General features: G+C 40.0%; 11 protein-coding genes. 4 read left to right on the top strand and 7 right to left on the bottom strand.

The genetic code is table 11. The annotated features are described in order from the left end of the window. Window positions 1-41 precede the first annotated feature (41 nt). Together mobB and D1136_RS09945 are read right to left on the bottom strand one after the other, a co-directional pair. Complete coding sequence (mobB, locus tag D1136_RS09940; RefSeq protein WP_161877485.1) at window positions 42-1,316, bottom strand: conjugal transfer protein MobB; 1,275 nt, start codon at window positions 1,314-1,316, stop codon at window positions 42-44. Next, window positions 1,291-1,731, bottom strand: coding sequence for a MobA protein (locus tag D1136_RS09945; protein ID WP_161877486.1), 441 nt, complete (start codon window positions 1,729-1,731; stop codon window positions 1,291-1,293). Before D1136_RS09945 ends, mobB begins: the two co-directional genes overlap by 26 nt. A gap of 692 nt (window positions 1,732-2,423) precedes the next feature. On the opposite strand from D1136_RS09945, the gene D1136_RS09950 reads away from it, so the two are divergent. Continuing rightward, complete coding sequence (locus D1136_RS09950; protein ID WP_161877487.1) at window positions 2,424-2,735, top strand: helix-turn-helix domain-containing protein; 312 nt, start codon at window positions 2,424-2,426, stop codon at window positions 2,733-2,735. Window positions 2,736-2,772: 37 nt separating this feature from the next. After that, complete coding sequence (locus D1136_RS09955; RefSeq protein WP_161877488.1) at window positions 2,773-3,090, top strand: helix-turn-helix domain-containing protein; 318 nt, start codon at window positions 2,773-2,775, stop codon at window positions 3,088-3,090. 325 nt (window positions 3,091-3,415) lie between these two features. Here the strand turns inward: D1136_RS09955 and D1136_RS09960 are convergent, their stop codons facing one another. Next, window positions 3,416-3,817: a hypothetical protein gene (locus D1136_RS09960; RefSeq protein WP_237567052.1), complete on the bottom strand. Its 402-nt coding sequence runs from the start codon at window positions 3,815-3,817 to the stop codon at window positions 3,416-3,418. Further along, a complete protein-coding gene (locus D1136_RS09965) occupies window positions 3,817-5,055 on the bottom strand; it encodes a site-specific integrase (protein WP_161877489.1) in 1,239 nt (412 codons plus the stop codon). Before D1136_RS09965 ends, D1136_RS09960 begins: the two co-directional genes overlap by 1 nt. A gap of 573 nt (window positions 5,056-5,628) precedes the next feature. Between D1136_RS09965 and D1136_RS09970 the strand changes: the two genes are divergently transcribed. Both D1136_RS09970 and D1136_RS09975 read left to right on the top strand, forming a co-directional pair. Further along, window positions 5,629-6,249 (top strand): DUF6088 family protein, encoded by a 621-nt coding sequence (locus D1136_RS09970; protein WP_161877490.1) that lies wholly within the window; start codon window positions 5,629-5,631, stop codon window positions 6,247-6,249. Beyond that, the gene (locus tag D1136_RS09975; protein ID WP_161877491.1) at window positions 6,231-7,241 is read left to right on the top strand and encodes a nucleotidyl transferase AbiEii/AbiGii toxin family protein; all 1,011 of its coding nucleotides are present in this window, start codon (window positions 6,231-6,233) and stop codon (window positions 7,239-7,241) included. Before D1136_RS09970 ends, D1136_RS09975 begins: the two co-directional genes overlap by 19 nt. Before the next feature lie 125 nt (window positions 7,242-7,366). Here D1136_RS09975 and D1136_RS09980 read toward each other — a convergent pair whose 3' ends face one another. The 3 genes from D1136_RS09980 to D1136_RS09990 all read right to left on the bottom strand — a co-directional run bounded on the left by D1136_RS09980 (window position 7,367) and on the right by D1136_RS09990 (window position 13,454). Beyond that, window positions 7,367-8,962 (bottom strand): AAA family ATPase, encoded by a 1,596-nt coding sequence (locus tag D1136_RS09980; RefSeq protein ID WP_237567051.1) that lies wholly within the window; start codon window positions 8,960-8,962, stop codon window positions 7,367-7,369. Between the two features lie 911 nt (window positions 8,963-9,873). Next, complete coding sequence (locus D1136_RS09985; RefSeq protein ID WP_161877493.1) at window positions 9,874-11,238, bottom strand: restriction endonuclease subunit S; 1,365 nt, start codon at window positions 11,236-11,238, stop codon at window positions 9,874-9,876. Next, window positions 11,235-13,454, bottom strand: coding sequence for an N-6 DNA methylase (locus D1136_RS09990; protein WP_161877494.1), 2,220 nt, complete (start codon window positions 13,452-13,454; stop codon window positions 11,235-11,237). The genes D1136_RS09985 and D1136_RS09990 overlap by 4 nt, the downstream gene beginning before the upstream one ends. Window positions 13,455-14,315 lie beyond the last annotated feature (861 nt).

Genomic DNA, 14,315 nt, shown 5'->3' on the forward strand with positions numbered 1-14,315 from the left:
GCTTTAATGTCAATTTTTGAGAAATATCTACAAATTTCTTCTCATCTCCTCCATCCTCTTTTCTTTTTCTTCCTTTTCCTCCTTAGTTCTTCTATCCATAGCGGTTCTGCATAATCGGGCACCGGATTCAACGGAAGATTCCACAAACCTCCCAAACCTCCCGTTTCATGCTCCTGCCGCTTTTCAAAACGTTCCGGTTTCTGGTTGCCATTGTATGCCTGCCTGTAATTCCACTCCTTATTTCCCGGACTTAGGCTCCGTCCTTCGGTGTGGCAGTTCTCTGTAAACCTTTCCCGGAACGCGTTCGCTGAAAACTCTTTCCCCAGTCTTGAACCATTCAGTACCGTCCGGTTTCCGTGGTCAATGAACGTCACCCCGTAAATCCTGCCGTCCTCATTCTGCCGGAAAACCACGCCGATGCCTTTTTCTTTCAACCGTTCTGTAAAATCTTCCCTGTTCCTGACTTGCGGTACGACCTGTTTTAACACAAGGTATAACTTCTCTCGAATCCGTTCCTCCCGGATAAGCCGTGCCGATTCTTTGAATCTCTCCTCCAAAGCCTCGTATCCTACCGATTTCCCGAACAGGGAAGATTTCAAAAGCGTTCCTATCCGTTTCCCGTTGTCATCCGTAGCCACATAGAGTAATCCGTGATATGGTCTGCCGTAAACAGCTCCCTTCACTTCCTCCACCGTCACATTAAACAACTCCAGCAGGGTGCGGAACTCCTCGAAAGACTGGAAACGGTAGTGCTCAAACAGATATTTTACAATGTTACCAATCTGGTGTTTTACGTCTCCCCGTGGATAATCTAGTTTCTTCAATTCGGGTGTGTCCGTCCGTTCTTCCTTGCCCGCCACATGCAGTCCGTATTCCTGTTCCAGTTTCCGGCATATCTCCATGGAACGCCTGTTCTCAAAGTCGCTCTTTATCTTCTTTCCGCTTTCGTCCACCCGGACACTTACAACGTGGAGGTGCTGGCGGTCAATGTCGGTATGCTTGAAGGCAATGTACGGCTGGTTGCCATATCCCATTTCCTTCATATACCTTTGTGCCATTTCCGACAATTCCCGGTCCGTTACCCTATCTTTCGGGTCGGGATTGAGGGAAATGTGAATGACTGGTTTCTCTGTCCGTCTGTTGGCAAAGAGATAAGGGGCAAAGGAACGCATACATAGTCCCAGGTCAAAATGGTTGTCGGGAGATTCGAGCATATTGTTTTGCAGAAGGATTTCCGCCTTCCCGTCTTCCGCTTTCAAACCGTTGTATCTTAAAACCCCGTAGATGGATTTACCGCCTGTAATCTTCGCAATCATGTTGGAGAAGTTGTCGGATTTGTTGTTTCAGCTCATGATTGGCTTTCACCAATTCAATGATTGCCTTTTCAAGGGGATACAGCAGGCGGAGTGCTTTTTTACGCTCAAAATGTTGAAACAGGTAATCCATGACCTGATTGTAGTTGTTGCCTATTGCCTTGACTTGTGCAGGAAAGGAACTGAGCTTGACGATACAGTCATGGAGAGTCTTATTGTATTGGATTATCTTCATGGGAGTATTGAGTACTTTATCTGCGAGGAACTCTGAGCGGGATTTCTTTCCGGAGCGTTCAAAGAGTGTGAGGAACCGGATGTTTTCCTCTTCGGTAAAGCGGACGGCAACACGGTGTGTTTTCTTGTCTGCCTTGCGAGGGCGACCGGCTTTTCTTTTCCCGGATGGGGGTGTTTGTGGCATAGTTTCCTGTTTTAAATCGGTCATGGTTTTCGTTCAATTTTGATGGTTATATATATGGGGTACGACTTGGGAGTACCCCTTTCCCGAACAAGTTGTGAGGGCGAGTTTCGAGGCACTCGAAAGATTTTGAGGCACTCAAAATACAACTCGCTATTAGCTGACGCTAATAAAATCCGCCGGAGGGCGGATTACCAATGAACTGATAAGCGGAGAGAGGAAAACTCCTCACACGATGTTATCGTTCGGTGACAAAATTAGGGGGCTTATTGCAGTGAGATTTGCTCTCCCGCTGTGCCAACCGCTACCATGTTGTGCCAAATGCTGCCAGTTAGAGAGGAAATATAATATTGGTGACATTCTTCCACTTATTTATTACCATACGAACCAATAAAGGATGGTTGGTTGCAATATACGAGCGTTGAGTGAAACCAACCAACGGAAAGGTGGCTGTCCCGTCCGATATATGTATATTGTATGAATACTTGCAATATCCCGCCCAACGTTGTAACCACCCAATGGCGGATTATTGGTACGTTGGGCGGTTGGTGCATATAATAAGGAAATCAGTGCCAACCTCAACCACCTTGTGCCAAATGCTGCCAGTTCGCCCGATATGTATGATAATCTGAATAAAAGCGCTTTACTTCGCAGACGAAATATAATTAGTACTCACACTTAACCCAGTAAAATGTATGGAAGTAATCACCATTGAAAAGAAAACATTTGAGGAAATGACCGCGAAATTTGATGAATTTGTCAAACGGATAGAAAATGCTTGTCTCCGGAACAGTGACAAAGGCATGGGAGAATGGCTGGACAATCAGGACGTGTGCCGGATACTCAACATCTGTCCCCGTACCTTACAGACCCTTCGGGATAACGGTACCTTAGCTTACAGCCAGATTCACCACAAAATCTACTACAAAGTCGGAGACGTCCAGCGTATTGTTTCTGTTGTGGAGAACAAACGAAAAGAAGCCGGGTTCAGGAACAAAACGATTTGAAAAGCATGAATGAAGAACAAACCAAAACTAAATGCCTATGAACAATGAACTGATAACGAAAAACAATGAACAGGTAACTCATTTCATGAAAAGTCTTGAACGGATGACAGAGGGAATAGAACACCTTGCCACCAATAGCCGTCCTCTTTTAAACGGCGAACACTATCTGACGGACAAGGAGGTTTCCGCCCGGCTGAAAGTAAGCCGGCGGACCTTACAGGATTACCGGAACGAAGGTCGCCTTCCTTATATCCAGTTGGGTGGTAAAATCTTATACCGGGAGAGTGACATTGAAAGGATGTTGGAAGTGGGATATCGTGAAGCATTCCGGTTGAAAGATAAAGGTGCTTTCTGATTTTCTTGAAGGAGCGCAGTTCTCCGTCTGCCTTCTGTATGGCGTCAGCCATCCTTAAAAAGAAAAACAGCTTACCGGATAACATCCTGCCGAGATGTCCTGTGTAAGCTGTTTTTTCTGTTTTCTTTCCGTCGCTTGTTCCCGTTGTCGGATGCCTTTCCCGGTGTGTCGCTGACAAATGCAAGGTTTTCGGATAGAATACGCTCCGTAGGAGGAAGATTGTATCCGAAACGGCACTGCCGCCCGACCTTGCAGTTGTCAACAGAAAACACACCCATCTTTGCATCCGGACAGCGGGAACAAGTGACGGAAAGAATCAACTTATTTAATTATACCAATTTCCTTTATCCCGCCCTTGTCGGTTAGAATCGTCCTTGTATATCAGAAAATACACCGGAGGCGTAATAGTGTTATCCTTCCCGGAACAGGCCCGTTTCATCAGAAACTGCCGGCACATACGGCTCTTCTTGCTCTGTATTCTGAACGAAACCGCCATCACCATTTCAAGGCTATACACATCATAACTGATTCCGTCGGCTTGTTTCACATACTTCATCGTTTCAAACCCATACAGTTCTCTATTCCGGTAAATGGATTTGATAACCTTGCGGACATCGTATTCAAACACACCGAACATATCGGCAATTTCCGGTAAAGTCATCCACACGGGAACATCCGGCACTACAACTGTCCCCGTTTCACTGATAGTAATAATTCCTCTTTCCATCATACACACTCCTTTAAAAAACACTTTTCCACCTTTCCCATATCCCGCATAATCGACTGGTCCAGTACCTTCGCGTAATGCTGTGTCATTTTGATATTGGCGTGTCCGAGAATCTTCGCCACATTTTCCATACTCACCTCATTGGCCAAAAACACACTCGTTGCCGCTGTATACCGGGCAACATGTGTCGTTAGCCGCTTCTGAATCCCGCATAAATCGGCAATCTCTTTCAGGTAGGCATTCATCTTCTGATTACTCAACACCGGAAACAAGACATTCCTTTCCACGCATTCGGGACAATCCGCATACTTCTCAATCAACCTTCGGGCAGGGGAGAGGACAGGGATATTACACATCTGTTTCGTTTTCTGCCGGGCTTTCCTAATCCACAATGCTCCGTTATTGTCTTTTACAAGATGCTCCCGGCTAAGCTGGCAGACATCCGAGAACGCCATACCGGAAAAACAGCAAAAAGCAAAGACATCCCGCACCTGCTCCAGCCGTTTAATGGAAAACTCCTTGTTCATTAACACCTCTAATTCCTCCTTGGTAAGGAACTCCATATTCACTTCGTCCATCTTGAAATGGATGCCGTAAAACGGGTCCTTCGTCATCCACTCATTGGCTAAGGCAATCCGGATAACCTTTTTCAGATTCTTCAAATGTTTTAGTGCGGAATTATTCCGGCAATTCATGGTAGTCTTGAGCCAGTATTCAAAATCCCGGATAAACTGCCCGTTCACTTCATTCAGAAACACATCTTCCCGATGATACTGCGAGCGGATAAACATCCTTAAATGCCGGATAGATGTTTCAAACTTCTCCACGGTAGCCGGGGAATACTCTTTCCCGATTAATCCCCTGCACTTCTCGTTATGCTCGGCATATACTTCCAGCAGGGAACGTTGCACTTTATCCCGTCCGTAGAACCTGTCGCGGACAACGGTAGCGGATATTTCCTTGCCGTCCATTTCCAGCTCGCGGTGAATCTGCAAAATTTTAGCCCGTACAGTTCCGATATAGTAATTAAGTTCCATAGAAGCCCGGTCTTTCCCTTTGGAACACTCCTTGGCTTGATTCCATAACTCTGCCGGAACACTCCGTTTAATCATAATCTCAGCTTTCTGCTTGTTCACTGTGAGGCGCATGCAGATAGGTGCCTCACCGTTTTTCAGCAGTTTCTGCTTCTTGATGTAAAACAAAACGCTGAATGTCGAACGTCTTTTTTCTTCTCCCATGTTTTAAACTTTTTTAATGGTACAAACTTAGGTTTCTTTGTTCCGGACGTCGATACGCAAAACATTGTAAAACAGAGAAGAAGAACCTAAATCGTTGGACTTTTTTCTTCTCAGGAAAGTCCAACGATTAAGCCCGTGGCAACTGCCGGATTCGGGTACTTTTTGCAGGGGTGGGGGGAAAAAGAAAAAGTCCCAAAGTATTAAACTTCAGGACTTTTCTTGTTTTTTCGTCTTTATTAAGCGGTGCGGACGGAACCTGTTCCTAATGGCACTTAATATTTTAAAATACAGCTCTTTATCTTTTCAAAATTTCAATCTGTAACGAAATTGTAACGAAAGCTTGTCACTTCATAGCTCCTACTGACATCTCTATGTCTGCCATTTCTCGTCTACGAGTGTAAATATAGTGGATTCATCGGGGAAATCAAACTAATGGTGATATTATTTTAATAATTTAATTCCAGTATTTGGGGTACAAAACTGAAATATTTGTCCTAATTGCCGACAGATTTTTATCTATCATTGTTTTGTCCCAAATTTATTATAATTTTGTGTCATACTGAAATTGAAAATATGATTAATAGTACTATAAATATCATTGAACAGGCTATAAAAGTGGAACCGGCGGGGAAAATACTTTTTTCAGCTGATTATGCAGATTATGGTACTCCGGAGGCGGTAAAGAAGGCTATTTTGCGCTTGAACAAGAAAGGATTGATTATTCGTTTAGCCCAGGGGATTTACTATTATCCGAGATATGACAAGGAATTGGGACTCGGTATCATCTATCCAAGTCTGGATGAGATTGCCAATGCTATAGCACAACGTGATAAAGCAAGGATAGTTCCGACGGGTGACTATGCTTTGAATAAGTTAGGATTATCAACACAAGTTCCTGCAAATGCTGTTTATTTGACGGATGGTTCGCAACGGAGAATTGCAGTGGGGCAAGGACGAGGTATATTGTTTAAGCATACTTCCGAATTAAAAGTTTTAGCTTATCAGTCTGATTTGATGATGCTGATTGTTTCCGCAATGCGAGCTATCGGCGAGGGGATGATAACAGAAGAACAGACAGCAATTTTAGCATCACACTTAAAAAATGTCAGCAAAGAAAATTTTGCTAAGGATATTTCTTTAGCTCCGATATGGGTCCGCAAAATATTAATAACGCTATGGAATTCTATAAATTAACCGATGAACAGCGTAGGCTTATTTTCCGGCAAACTTCTGCACAAACAGGAATTAATGCAAACTTGATAGAAAAAGATTGGTGGGTATGTGTTGTGCTCCGGTCACTTTATTCATTGCCTTATTCAAAATATCTTTCATTTAAAGGTGGTACTTCGCTTAGTAAGTGCTGGCATTTGATTGACAGGTTTTCTGAGGATATTGATATAGCTATCGACCGCGAATTTTTAGGATTTGGTGGCACGCTTTCAAAGACACAAATCAGTGACAGACTTCGTCGTGCTGCTTGCTCTTTTGTGCGTGAGACCTTACAAAATGAATTGCGAGATGCAATTTTGAATTACGGTTTGAGTGCTGACATGTTTAATGTTAATGTAAACATCACACCAATAACCACGACTGATCCGGAAGTAATAGAAGTGGTCTATCCGTCCTTGTTTGAAATAAATCCATATATTAAGAATGCAGTAAAAATTGAAATTAGTGGCAGGTCAATGAGTGAACCTGTTGCGGAAAGTAAAGTATGCTCAATTATTGATGAAACATATCCAACAGCTGCATTCATAAGTCCACCATTCAAGATTCGTGCAGTTCTTCCAGAACGTACCTTTTTAGAGAAAATATTCTTGCTACATGAGGAATTTGCCAAGATGAAAGAATTGATACGTACGGAACGAATGTCGCGTCACATATATGACATAGGACAGATTTTGAAAACACCCATAGGAGAACGGGCTATTAATGATGAGCAACTTTACCGACAGGTGATAGAACACCGTCGTACTTTCATTGGATTGCGTGGTTTTGATTACAACACATTATATCCGACAACCCTCAGCATCATCCCTCCTGTAGAAATCATTGAGTATTGGAAAGCCGACTATGAAAATATGTGTCTCCACATGATTTATGGTAATTCGGTGTCATTTGACGATTTAATAGAAAGATTGAGAGAATTGAACGAAAAAATAAAGAAATTAGACTATTCCTTATAAGGATACACAATATGACAAACATAAATAGAGATTCTGAATGATGTATGTGGAATTTCTACTTTCTCATTCTGCTATCACCGAATGAACAGTCAGATTAATAGTATGAACCGTCATTCTAAAGAAAATTAAAAAATTTCTTCGCTCAAAAGCTCTATTACAGACTGAATATTATCAACCGACGTTATTTCTATTTTATAATCACCACTTCCCAAATGTCCTTTATCAGATACATCCATTGTCAATCCGTTTTTATCCAAAAGTGTACCTTTCTTCTTATTTATAAATAATAGGATTTTTTTGGACTGTATTTCTATGGATAGAATATTCTGGCCCTCCTCATTTTTCAATGCTACATAATGCTTAAGTGGACATATGGTAATAAGATTATTCCGGGCAGTTATTGATGTTTTCAATGCTTCATACAGGTGTACGATGTCTTTATTTTTTCCCTGTAGCAACATCTCCTCCGAATATAAATTTGAGCTTATTATTGGTTCCGGGAAAAAATAATCTACCAAGTAGTCTAAAAGAGGTTTAAATTTATCGTAATATTTCTTGAAAGCTTCGTCAGCATAATGCTCCTCAATATGACATTTTATTGCATTACAAGTACTCTGTGTACGTTTCTTGAAATCATTGTAATGAGAAATACTTTTTAATTCATCCAAAATACATTGATAAGCTGCCGGTGGAAACAAATCCTCAACATAAAAAAGAGCCTTTTCCTCCAGAGGAAATGAATAGTCTGGCTGATAATAAATGGCATCAATTTTAGGCTGATCAGCTTTGTATTTATGGATTACACTATATCCGTTTTTCCCATTTTTATCATGATCGTAAATAAACAGAACCCGTTCAATAGGCTCTAATGCCTTTACAATAACTTCCCGATAGAAATTTTCCGTATGATCTGCACTTCCCTGGGGTAAGTAGGATAGTTTTTTCAGACAATTATATTTATTATCCCGGGTGCTAAAAACCTCTATTGCCCGTTTGATATAATTAATATCTGTCCCTCCTTCTACAATCAAAACATATTTTGAAGAGAGTATAAAAGCCCCGTCCAAATAATTTACCTTACCTCCGCTGAGTTCTACTATATACTTTAACTTTTCAACATTTTCGAGATGCCCGTTTTTCAAAAAACGAATATTCATATCGGGCATTTTTTCTATGAAGATTGGCGAATGTGTGGATACTATACTATAACGATTTTCTGTATTCAGTAATTCAACCAATTCGGATTTACGTGCGATATGAACGTGTGAATCCGGTTCGTCGAACATCGTTAAGCTGGTTTCTGTTGCCAAAACATGCAGTATGGTATAAGCTAAAATCAATTTCTTTTCACCTTCACTCAAACCTTCTACATTGCATCCATTCTCGAACTCAATGTCTATGCCGGAAATTAAACAATCATCCTCAGGTCCGGTTGCTTGATAAAGTAACAGAAATAATGTTCTTTCGTTATCTATAAAACCAATGCTTTGAATGAGTGCCCGCAACTCTTCAATAGTATATGACTCACGCTTTTTTAATTCATCGATAAATACTTTCGCAAAATTCTGTTCCCAATGTTTGAATGCTTCCGAATTATATTCAAACGATATATTCCGCACTGAACCGAAAAGAGAGCTTACAAATATTTTAATATCTTCACTTTCAGAACATAATAATATTAATAGTGCTATTTCCCAGCAATATCTATCGACGTAAAGCATCTGCGGCGTCTCAAACCGCTGCGATTCATCCGTCAGTTTGCTACAGAACTTCAAATAAATGGGTTCATAATATTGTCTCCATAGGCGGTCCTCTTCTCCACTATAATTGACAATAACATTTTTGGGGAGAATATCTTCCGTGACTTTCTTCCCGTCTTTTGTTTTCCCGTTCTTAATCTCAATCAAATGCTCTTTGTATATATACGATATTCTATAGTCAAACGGACATTGGTCGGTTTTTCTGGGGCTTCTTAACACCGTTAACCGATAGAGGCTGTAAAAAACGGCACTTATAGCTTCGATTATATTGCTTTTTCCTGAACCGTTCAATCCGATGAATGTACAATAAGATGATGTACTCCGGAAATCAATGTACAATTTCTCCAGGTTCTTATAGCGGGTAATAATCTCAAATTCCTGCAACTTAAAATATTGTCCGGCATATGGATTAAGGGGCTCAGATTCAATTTGTTTTGTCTTGGATATAGTAGTTTTGGTTGGCATTTGTTTCCTTCCACCACCAAACAAAAAAGCTGGTGTCGTATCGGCTATTTTCGCTATTCCAGGAAGCATCGGCACCCATTGAGGAGCTTCTTTCAATGGCAAGATAGGTATTTGGGGTAATACCGATTGAATTTTATCGGCTGTTAATGCAAATGCATTAATGTTTCTTATTTGTTCCTGCATTATTTCAGAAAATGATTTTGCCATAACTCTATTCTTTAATCAAGGATATAAATTTAAATGCCCCTCCCAACAGTCCGGATAGTAATTAAATTAGCACGTTTCATATAAATCTTTATCATCATAATATCCCCCAACTTCGGGAAAAGGTTGGTTGATATTCTAACTGGGATATCGTGTTTTCTGTTTCTCTATGAGTGAACCTAATATTAGAGCTAAATTCATATTTATTCAAAAATTTGGGTTTCGAAATTTGTTTTGATATTATATGTATATTCATTGATTTTTGCATATCCACGTTTAACAATCTGGATGGCTTCATTATAATTGTCTACTATCTTTTGCTGTATATTCAAAGGCGGCAAAGGAATAAGCAAATTGGATAAATATGACGCAGGGACACGTTGTTGACCGGCAGAACCTGTAAAATATTTCATAGCATCATATAAAACGAAATGATGACGCAACAAAGTATGTATATATTGTGGCATAACCTTGTTGCTAACCAACCGAATAACATGAAATTCTGTTGAACCATATCCTTTTCCATTAACTAAATTATCAACTAATGCTGATTTTCCGTTCTGCATACAAGGAGTAATTCGGGCCCAAATAATATCTCCATTCTGAAATTTCGTATAACCCTTGGTTTGGGATTTTGTTCCAACCTTTTTTCTATTCCACTCACCATAATCATTAGAAACATCTTCCATTGGGATGAATGATAATTCGTCATCGTCTTGCAGGATAGATAGGTCGGTTTTCGGATTTATCAATGCTAATTGAGATAATCTTTTACAATTATATTTGCTTTGTCCATATGGAGAAATACTTGGATATAAAGTTTGTTCAACACTCCAAACATCTAAATTCTTAAATTGAGAAAACTGTAGAAGCTTTTTCGTTCGTAATCCCGGATAAGGTTGAAGTCCAAGAGCTTCTATCACTGCGTTGGATGATTTGACGTCGAGATCAATAATTTTCATTTTCTCCATCTTGACAAAAAAAATCAAATCATTATATTGCTTTACCAACTCATTTTGTTTGTCTAATGGAGGCAAAGGAATTTTTATATTTAAAAATAAAGGTTCTTGTAAATAATGACGATTGGTAGTACCATTACTTGCCTGTGCACAAAATTCGATAAAAGAGTTGGTTGTGGTTAGTAGGGCAAGATAATGAGGATTGATTTGGTTGTAATCTACGTCAAATGTCCAAAAATTACCAGTAATAATACCTCCATCCAATTCTTCTGGAACTACTCCGAATGCACCATTACGGGCATCTATTTTGGAGAGTAAAAATTGTCCTTTTGTAAGAAGAAATTGTTTTTTAGTTCCAATCTTATCTCCCGATTGAATATTTCGCAAAAATATTCCTCCATTACGAATTTTAATCGTAGCACGCTTATATTCCTTGTCGTTTTGTATAACAATGGCAGTTTTATTGCGAGTAAGAAAATCTCCGATTCTAACCAGTGGATATTTTTCATTAAACTGAATTTTCGACTCGTTCAAGTATTGTACACTCCAATTGTAAAGCCCGGAAAAACTTACAAAATCTAAAAACTTATATGTGGTTGCGGTGGTCATAACTCTTTCGTATTTCCGTCCTGATCAATACGGATGATTTTCTTTTCTTTGATGTCGTACTTGTATTTTAATTCCTTAGTCGTCCACAGGTGATTAGCCTTTCGATAGGGGGTGTACTCTTGTACGAGATCAACCAATTCATTTTCACAAGCTGCTCCGGTCGTCGTAATCCCTGCTTTCTGCACTTGGGCAATAGGAATTGTATAATCGAATTTTTCTTTGACGATTTCCCATATTTCAGAGGCAATTTTCGCATCCAAAGTTCGTTTTTCTGTTCGTTTCACATTTTTCTCGCTGGCCGGATTCCGGCTTGATAAAAATGTTTCAAGTGCTTCGAGCTGTTTTTGGTATTTAGCCTTAATCTTTTCGGTCGCCATCTGTTTTATTTCATCGAATTGTAAGCGTTCTTCCATAGTGAATTTCTTGAAAAACAACAGGCTGGGTTTCACAGTTGCCCCCGATGCCATAAATACATCCTGCGGAATCGACGTAATCAGCACAATTTTCGCCATTCCCTCAAAAAGTTCCCGGACGGTTTGCAAATTGGTATTGTTGAGTACACCTTCGGGCAGAACAATTCCCAGACGGCCTCCTGGTTTGAGTAGTCGAATACAACGCTCGATAAACAATACCTCCGTCAAGCCACTCAATTGTCCTGCACGGAACAAATCGATAACGGGCGTTCCGATATGATCCGTTATCTGTTTCATAGCGTTGATATAGTCATCGCCATAAAGACCGATATAATATTTTATCTTTTCCTGATTCCTAAACCGATCGGCATCTGTAACCAACAGCGATTTTTCTACACGAGCCCCAAAGGGAGGATTAGTCAGGATGACATCAAAACGATTTTCGAAAACGCCGTTCACATTGAGTAATCCATCGTGATGATGTACGCCCCCATGGCCATCCCCATGCATGATCATATTCATCTTAGCTGTACGTGCCATACGAGGATTCGCATCCGTTCCGAAAATACAGTTATGAGAAAGTGCATAGACACGACTGCCCGGATTTTGTGTATCGAGTTCCGTATTCAGTTGATGAAAATAAACTGCCAACTGTTCAGAGATTTTCTCTTTTCGCTTATCGGACATCGATTCGAAATTATCGCCTAAAAGTTGCTCTTTCAAACAATTCTTCGCCAACTGAATATCATGCTCAATTTTTTCACGGACATACTCGAATGCCCGGATAAGAAAACCACCGCTACCGCAACACGGATCACAAATAATTTCGCCTTCTTGTGGGTCGAGAATATCGATAATAAAATTAACAATGGTACGAGGCGTGAAGAATTGACCGAGTTCTCCCCGGAATGTACGACCGAGAAACTTTTCAAAGGCTATGCCCTTCACATCATCCGCAGTACTGGAGAGATTATAAACCTGTAATTTCTCAACAATAGCCTCAAAACTTGCCTCTTTAATCTTTATCGTATCATTGGGTTCAAACAGATCGTCTTTGGCAAAATCCTCTTTGGTATTTTCGAACAACTGTTGATAAAACGGACGACTGTCACGAGATTGAACCGCCTCATATGCCCCTTTTAATTTCTTGAACTCATCCAAGGAGAAAATTTGTGCACCGGTATTTTTCCGTTCGTAGCGAATCTTGATAAACAAAATTTTACTGATTTCATCAAACGCTGCCTCCGGAGACAATTTGTCGTTATTCCGAATAATGTTATGACAGGTAAACAACAGTTTTGAAAATTCGTCGCGCGTAAACGCTTTGGTTTGTGTTAATAACTCTTTTATCTTCTTTCCGTTATCCGTTGCTTTAGGTATATCCACAATTTCTTCCAGGCGTTTGGGCATATGACCTTTAACAACGCGAAAAACGCGTGTTTCTTTCTGGTTTGTGGTCACAAAAAAATCAGCTCCGGCCCATGCTGCATAGTTATATCCCTGATAATAATCCTCTTCGTGGATAGTAACCGTTTCAGCCTTACACTCTACTACTATCAACGGACTTTTTTTGTGTTGTTTATCTTCTTTGGAGCGCCACACAACAATATCAGCACGCGCCTTTCCCTGCCCACGATGCCCATTAGCAACGGTTATTTCCTGCCCCATTTGTTCTCCTTGATACAGGTATTCGTTTGCCAACCGGCAAATGTATATTTGACGAACCTGCTCTTCCGGAGTAGTAATCAACCATTTATCTTTGAGCGGACAATATATTTTATTTCCCTGAATTTGGATTTCCATATCTTATTCGTTATTTACTTTCAATCAAATCTTTCGGATCCACCTGAAGAACTTTTGCAATCTCGAACAGCTGTTCGAGACTGGGTTGACGGCGGTTGCATACATAGGCATTGACAATACTGAAACTCTTACCGTTTTTTATCAGCCAGATTTGTTAATTCCTTTTTCTTTTATTCCATTCATGTGCACAGACATCTTGATAGGACGATATTTGCCATAAAGATATGAAAAATCTGATATATTGAGATAAAATAGTCGGTATTATAAAATATGCAAAAAAATATTTTCTGATAAAAGGATTATGTTTTAGGGACCCTAAAAATTTATTAGTTTTCTTTTTTCAAGAAGGAAGTATTTTTCTTATTGTATATTTTGTCTGAAATTTTTGATTTATTCTGAATCATTTCTTCTCTTTATATTTTTCCCCTGTCCGGGAAGTTAACCTGAGCCGGGTGGAGGGGCTCCGTAACTTCCCGTCCTCTCGCGAAATCCTTGAAAAAGTCAGAATAACCCCAATGGGTTATTTCCGGCTTTTACAACAATTTCTCCCTTCGCACCTTGAAAGTATTTCTTATTTTCTTTTCTTAATATATAGCCATATAATTGTATGGTTAGTTGGATTATTCAATACAACAATACGTCAGTACAACAATACGACAGTAAATCTATACGACACTACGTCTTCACTATATTGGGTACACAAAACATCGGTGTTGCATTGCAACAGATGATTAGTCCGGTGAATTTGTAATGATATAATTCGCTGTTTTTGTCGTTTCATATTTCTGTCGTTATTTGAATCAGTAGGTAAATAAACGACTTGTATCATTTTCCGGACAACTGGCAGCATTTGGCACAGAG

It is taken from the genome of Odoribacter sp. Z80 (genome assembly GCF_009935865.1).
Classification (GTDB): Bacteria; Bacteroidota; Bacteroidia; order Bacteroidales; family Marinifilaceae; genus Odoribacter.

Coding starts and splice junctions, on each gene's coding strand:
- mobB (WP_161877485.1), bottom strand. CDS start 1,316: ATGATTGCGAAGATTACAGGCGGTAAATCCATCTACGGGGTTTTAAGA.
- D1136_RS09980 (WP_237567051.1), bottom strand. CDS start 8,962: ATGCTTTACGTCGATAGATATTGCTGGGAAATAGCACTATTAATATTA.
- D1136_RS09965 (WP_161877489.1), bottom strand. CDS start 5,055: ATGGGAGAAGAAAAAAGACGTTCGACATTCAGCGTTTTGTTTTACATC.
- D1136_RS09970 (WP_161877490.1), top strand. CDS start 5,629: ATGATTAATAGTACTATAAATATCATTGAACAGGCTATAAAAGTGGAA.
- D1136_RS09975 (WP_161877491.1), top strand. CDS start 6,231: ATGGAATTCTATAAATTAACCGATGAACAGCGTAGGCTTATTTTCCGG.
- D1136_RS09985 (WP_161877493.1), bottom strand. CDS start 11,238: ATGACCACCGCAACCACATATAAGTTTTTAGATTTTGTAAGTTTTTCC.
- D1136_RS09955 (WP_161877488.1), top strand. CDS start 2,773: ATGAACAATGAACTGATAACGAAAAACAATGAACAGGTAACTCATTTC.
- D1136_RS09945 (WP_161877486.1), bottom strand. CDS start 1,731: ATGCCACAAACACCCCCATCCGGGAAAAGAAAAGCCGGTCGCCCTCGC.
- D1136_RS09960 (WP_237567052.1), bottom strand. CDS start 3,817: ATGGAAAGAGGAATTATTACTATCAGTGAAACGGGGACAGTTGTAGTG.
- D1136_RS09950 (WP_161877487.1), top strand. CDS start 2,424: ATGGAAGTAATCACCATTGAAAAGAAAACATTTGAGGAAATGACCGCG.
- D1136_RS09990 (WP_161877494.1), bottom strand. CDS start 13,454: ATGGAAATCCAAATTCAGGGAAATAAAATATATTGTCCGCTCAAAGAT.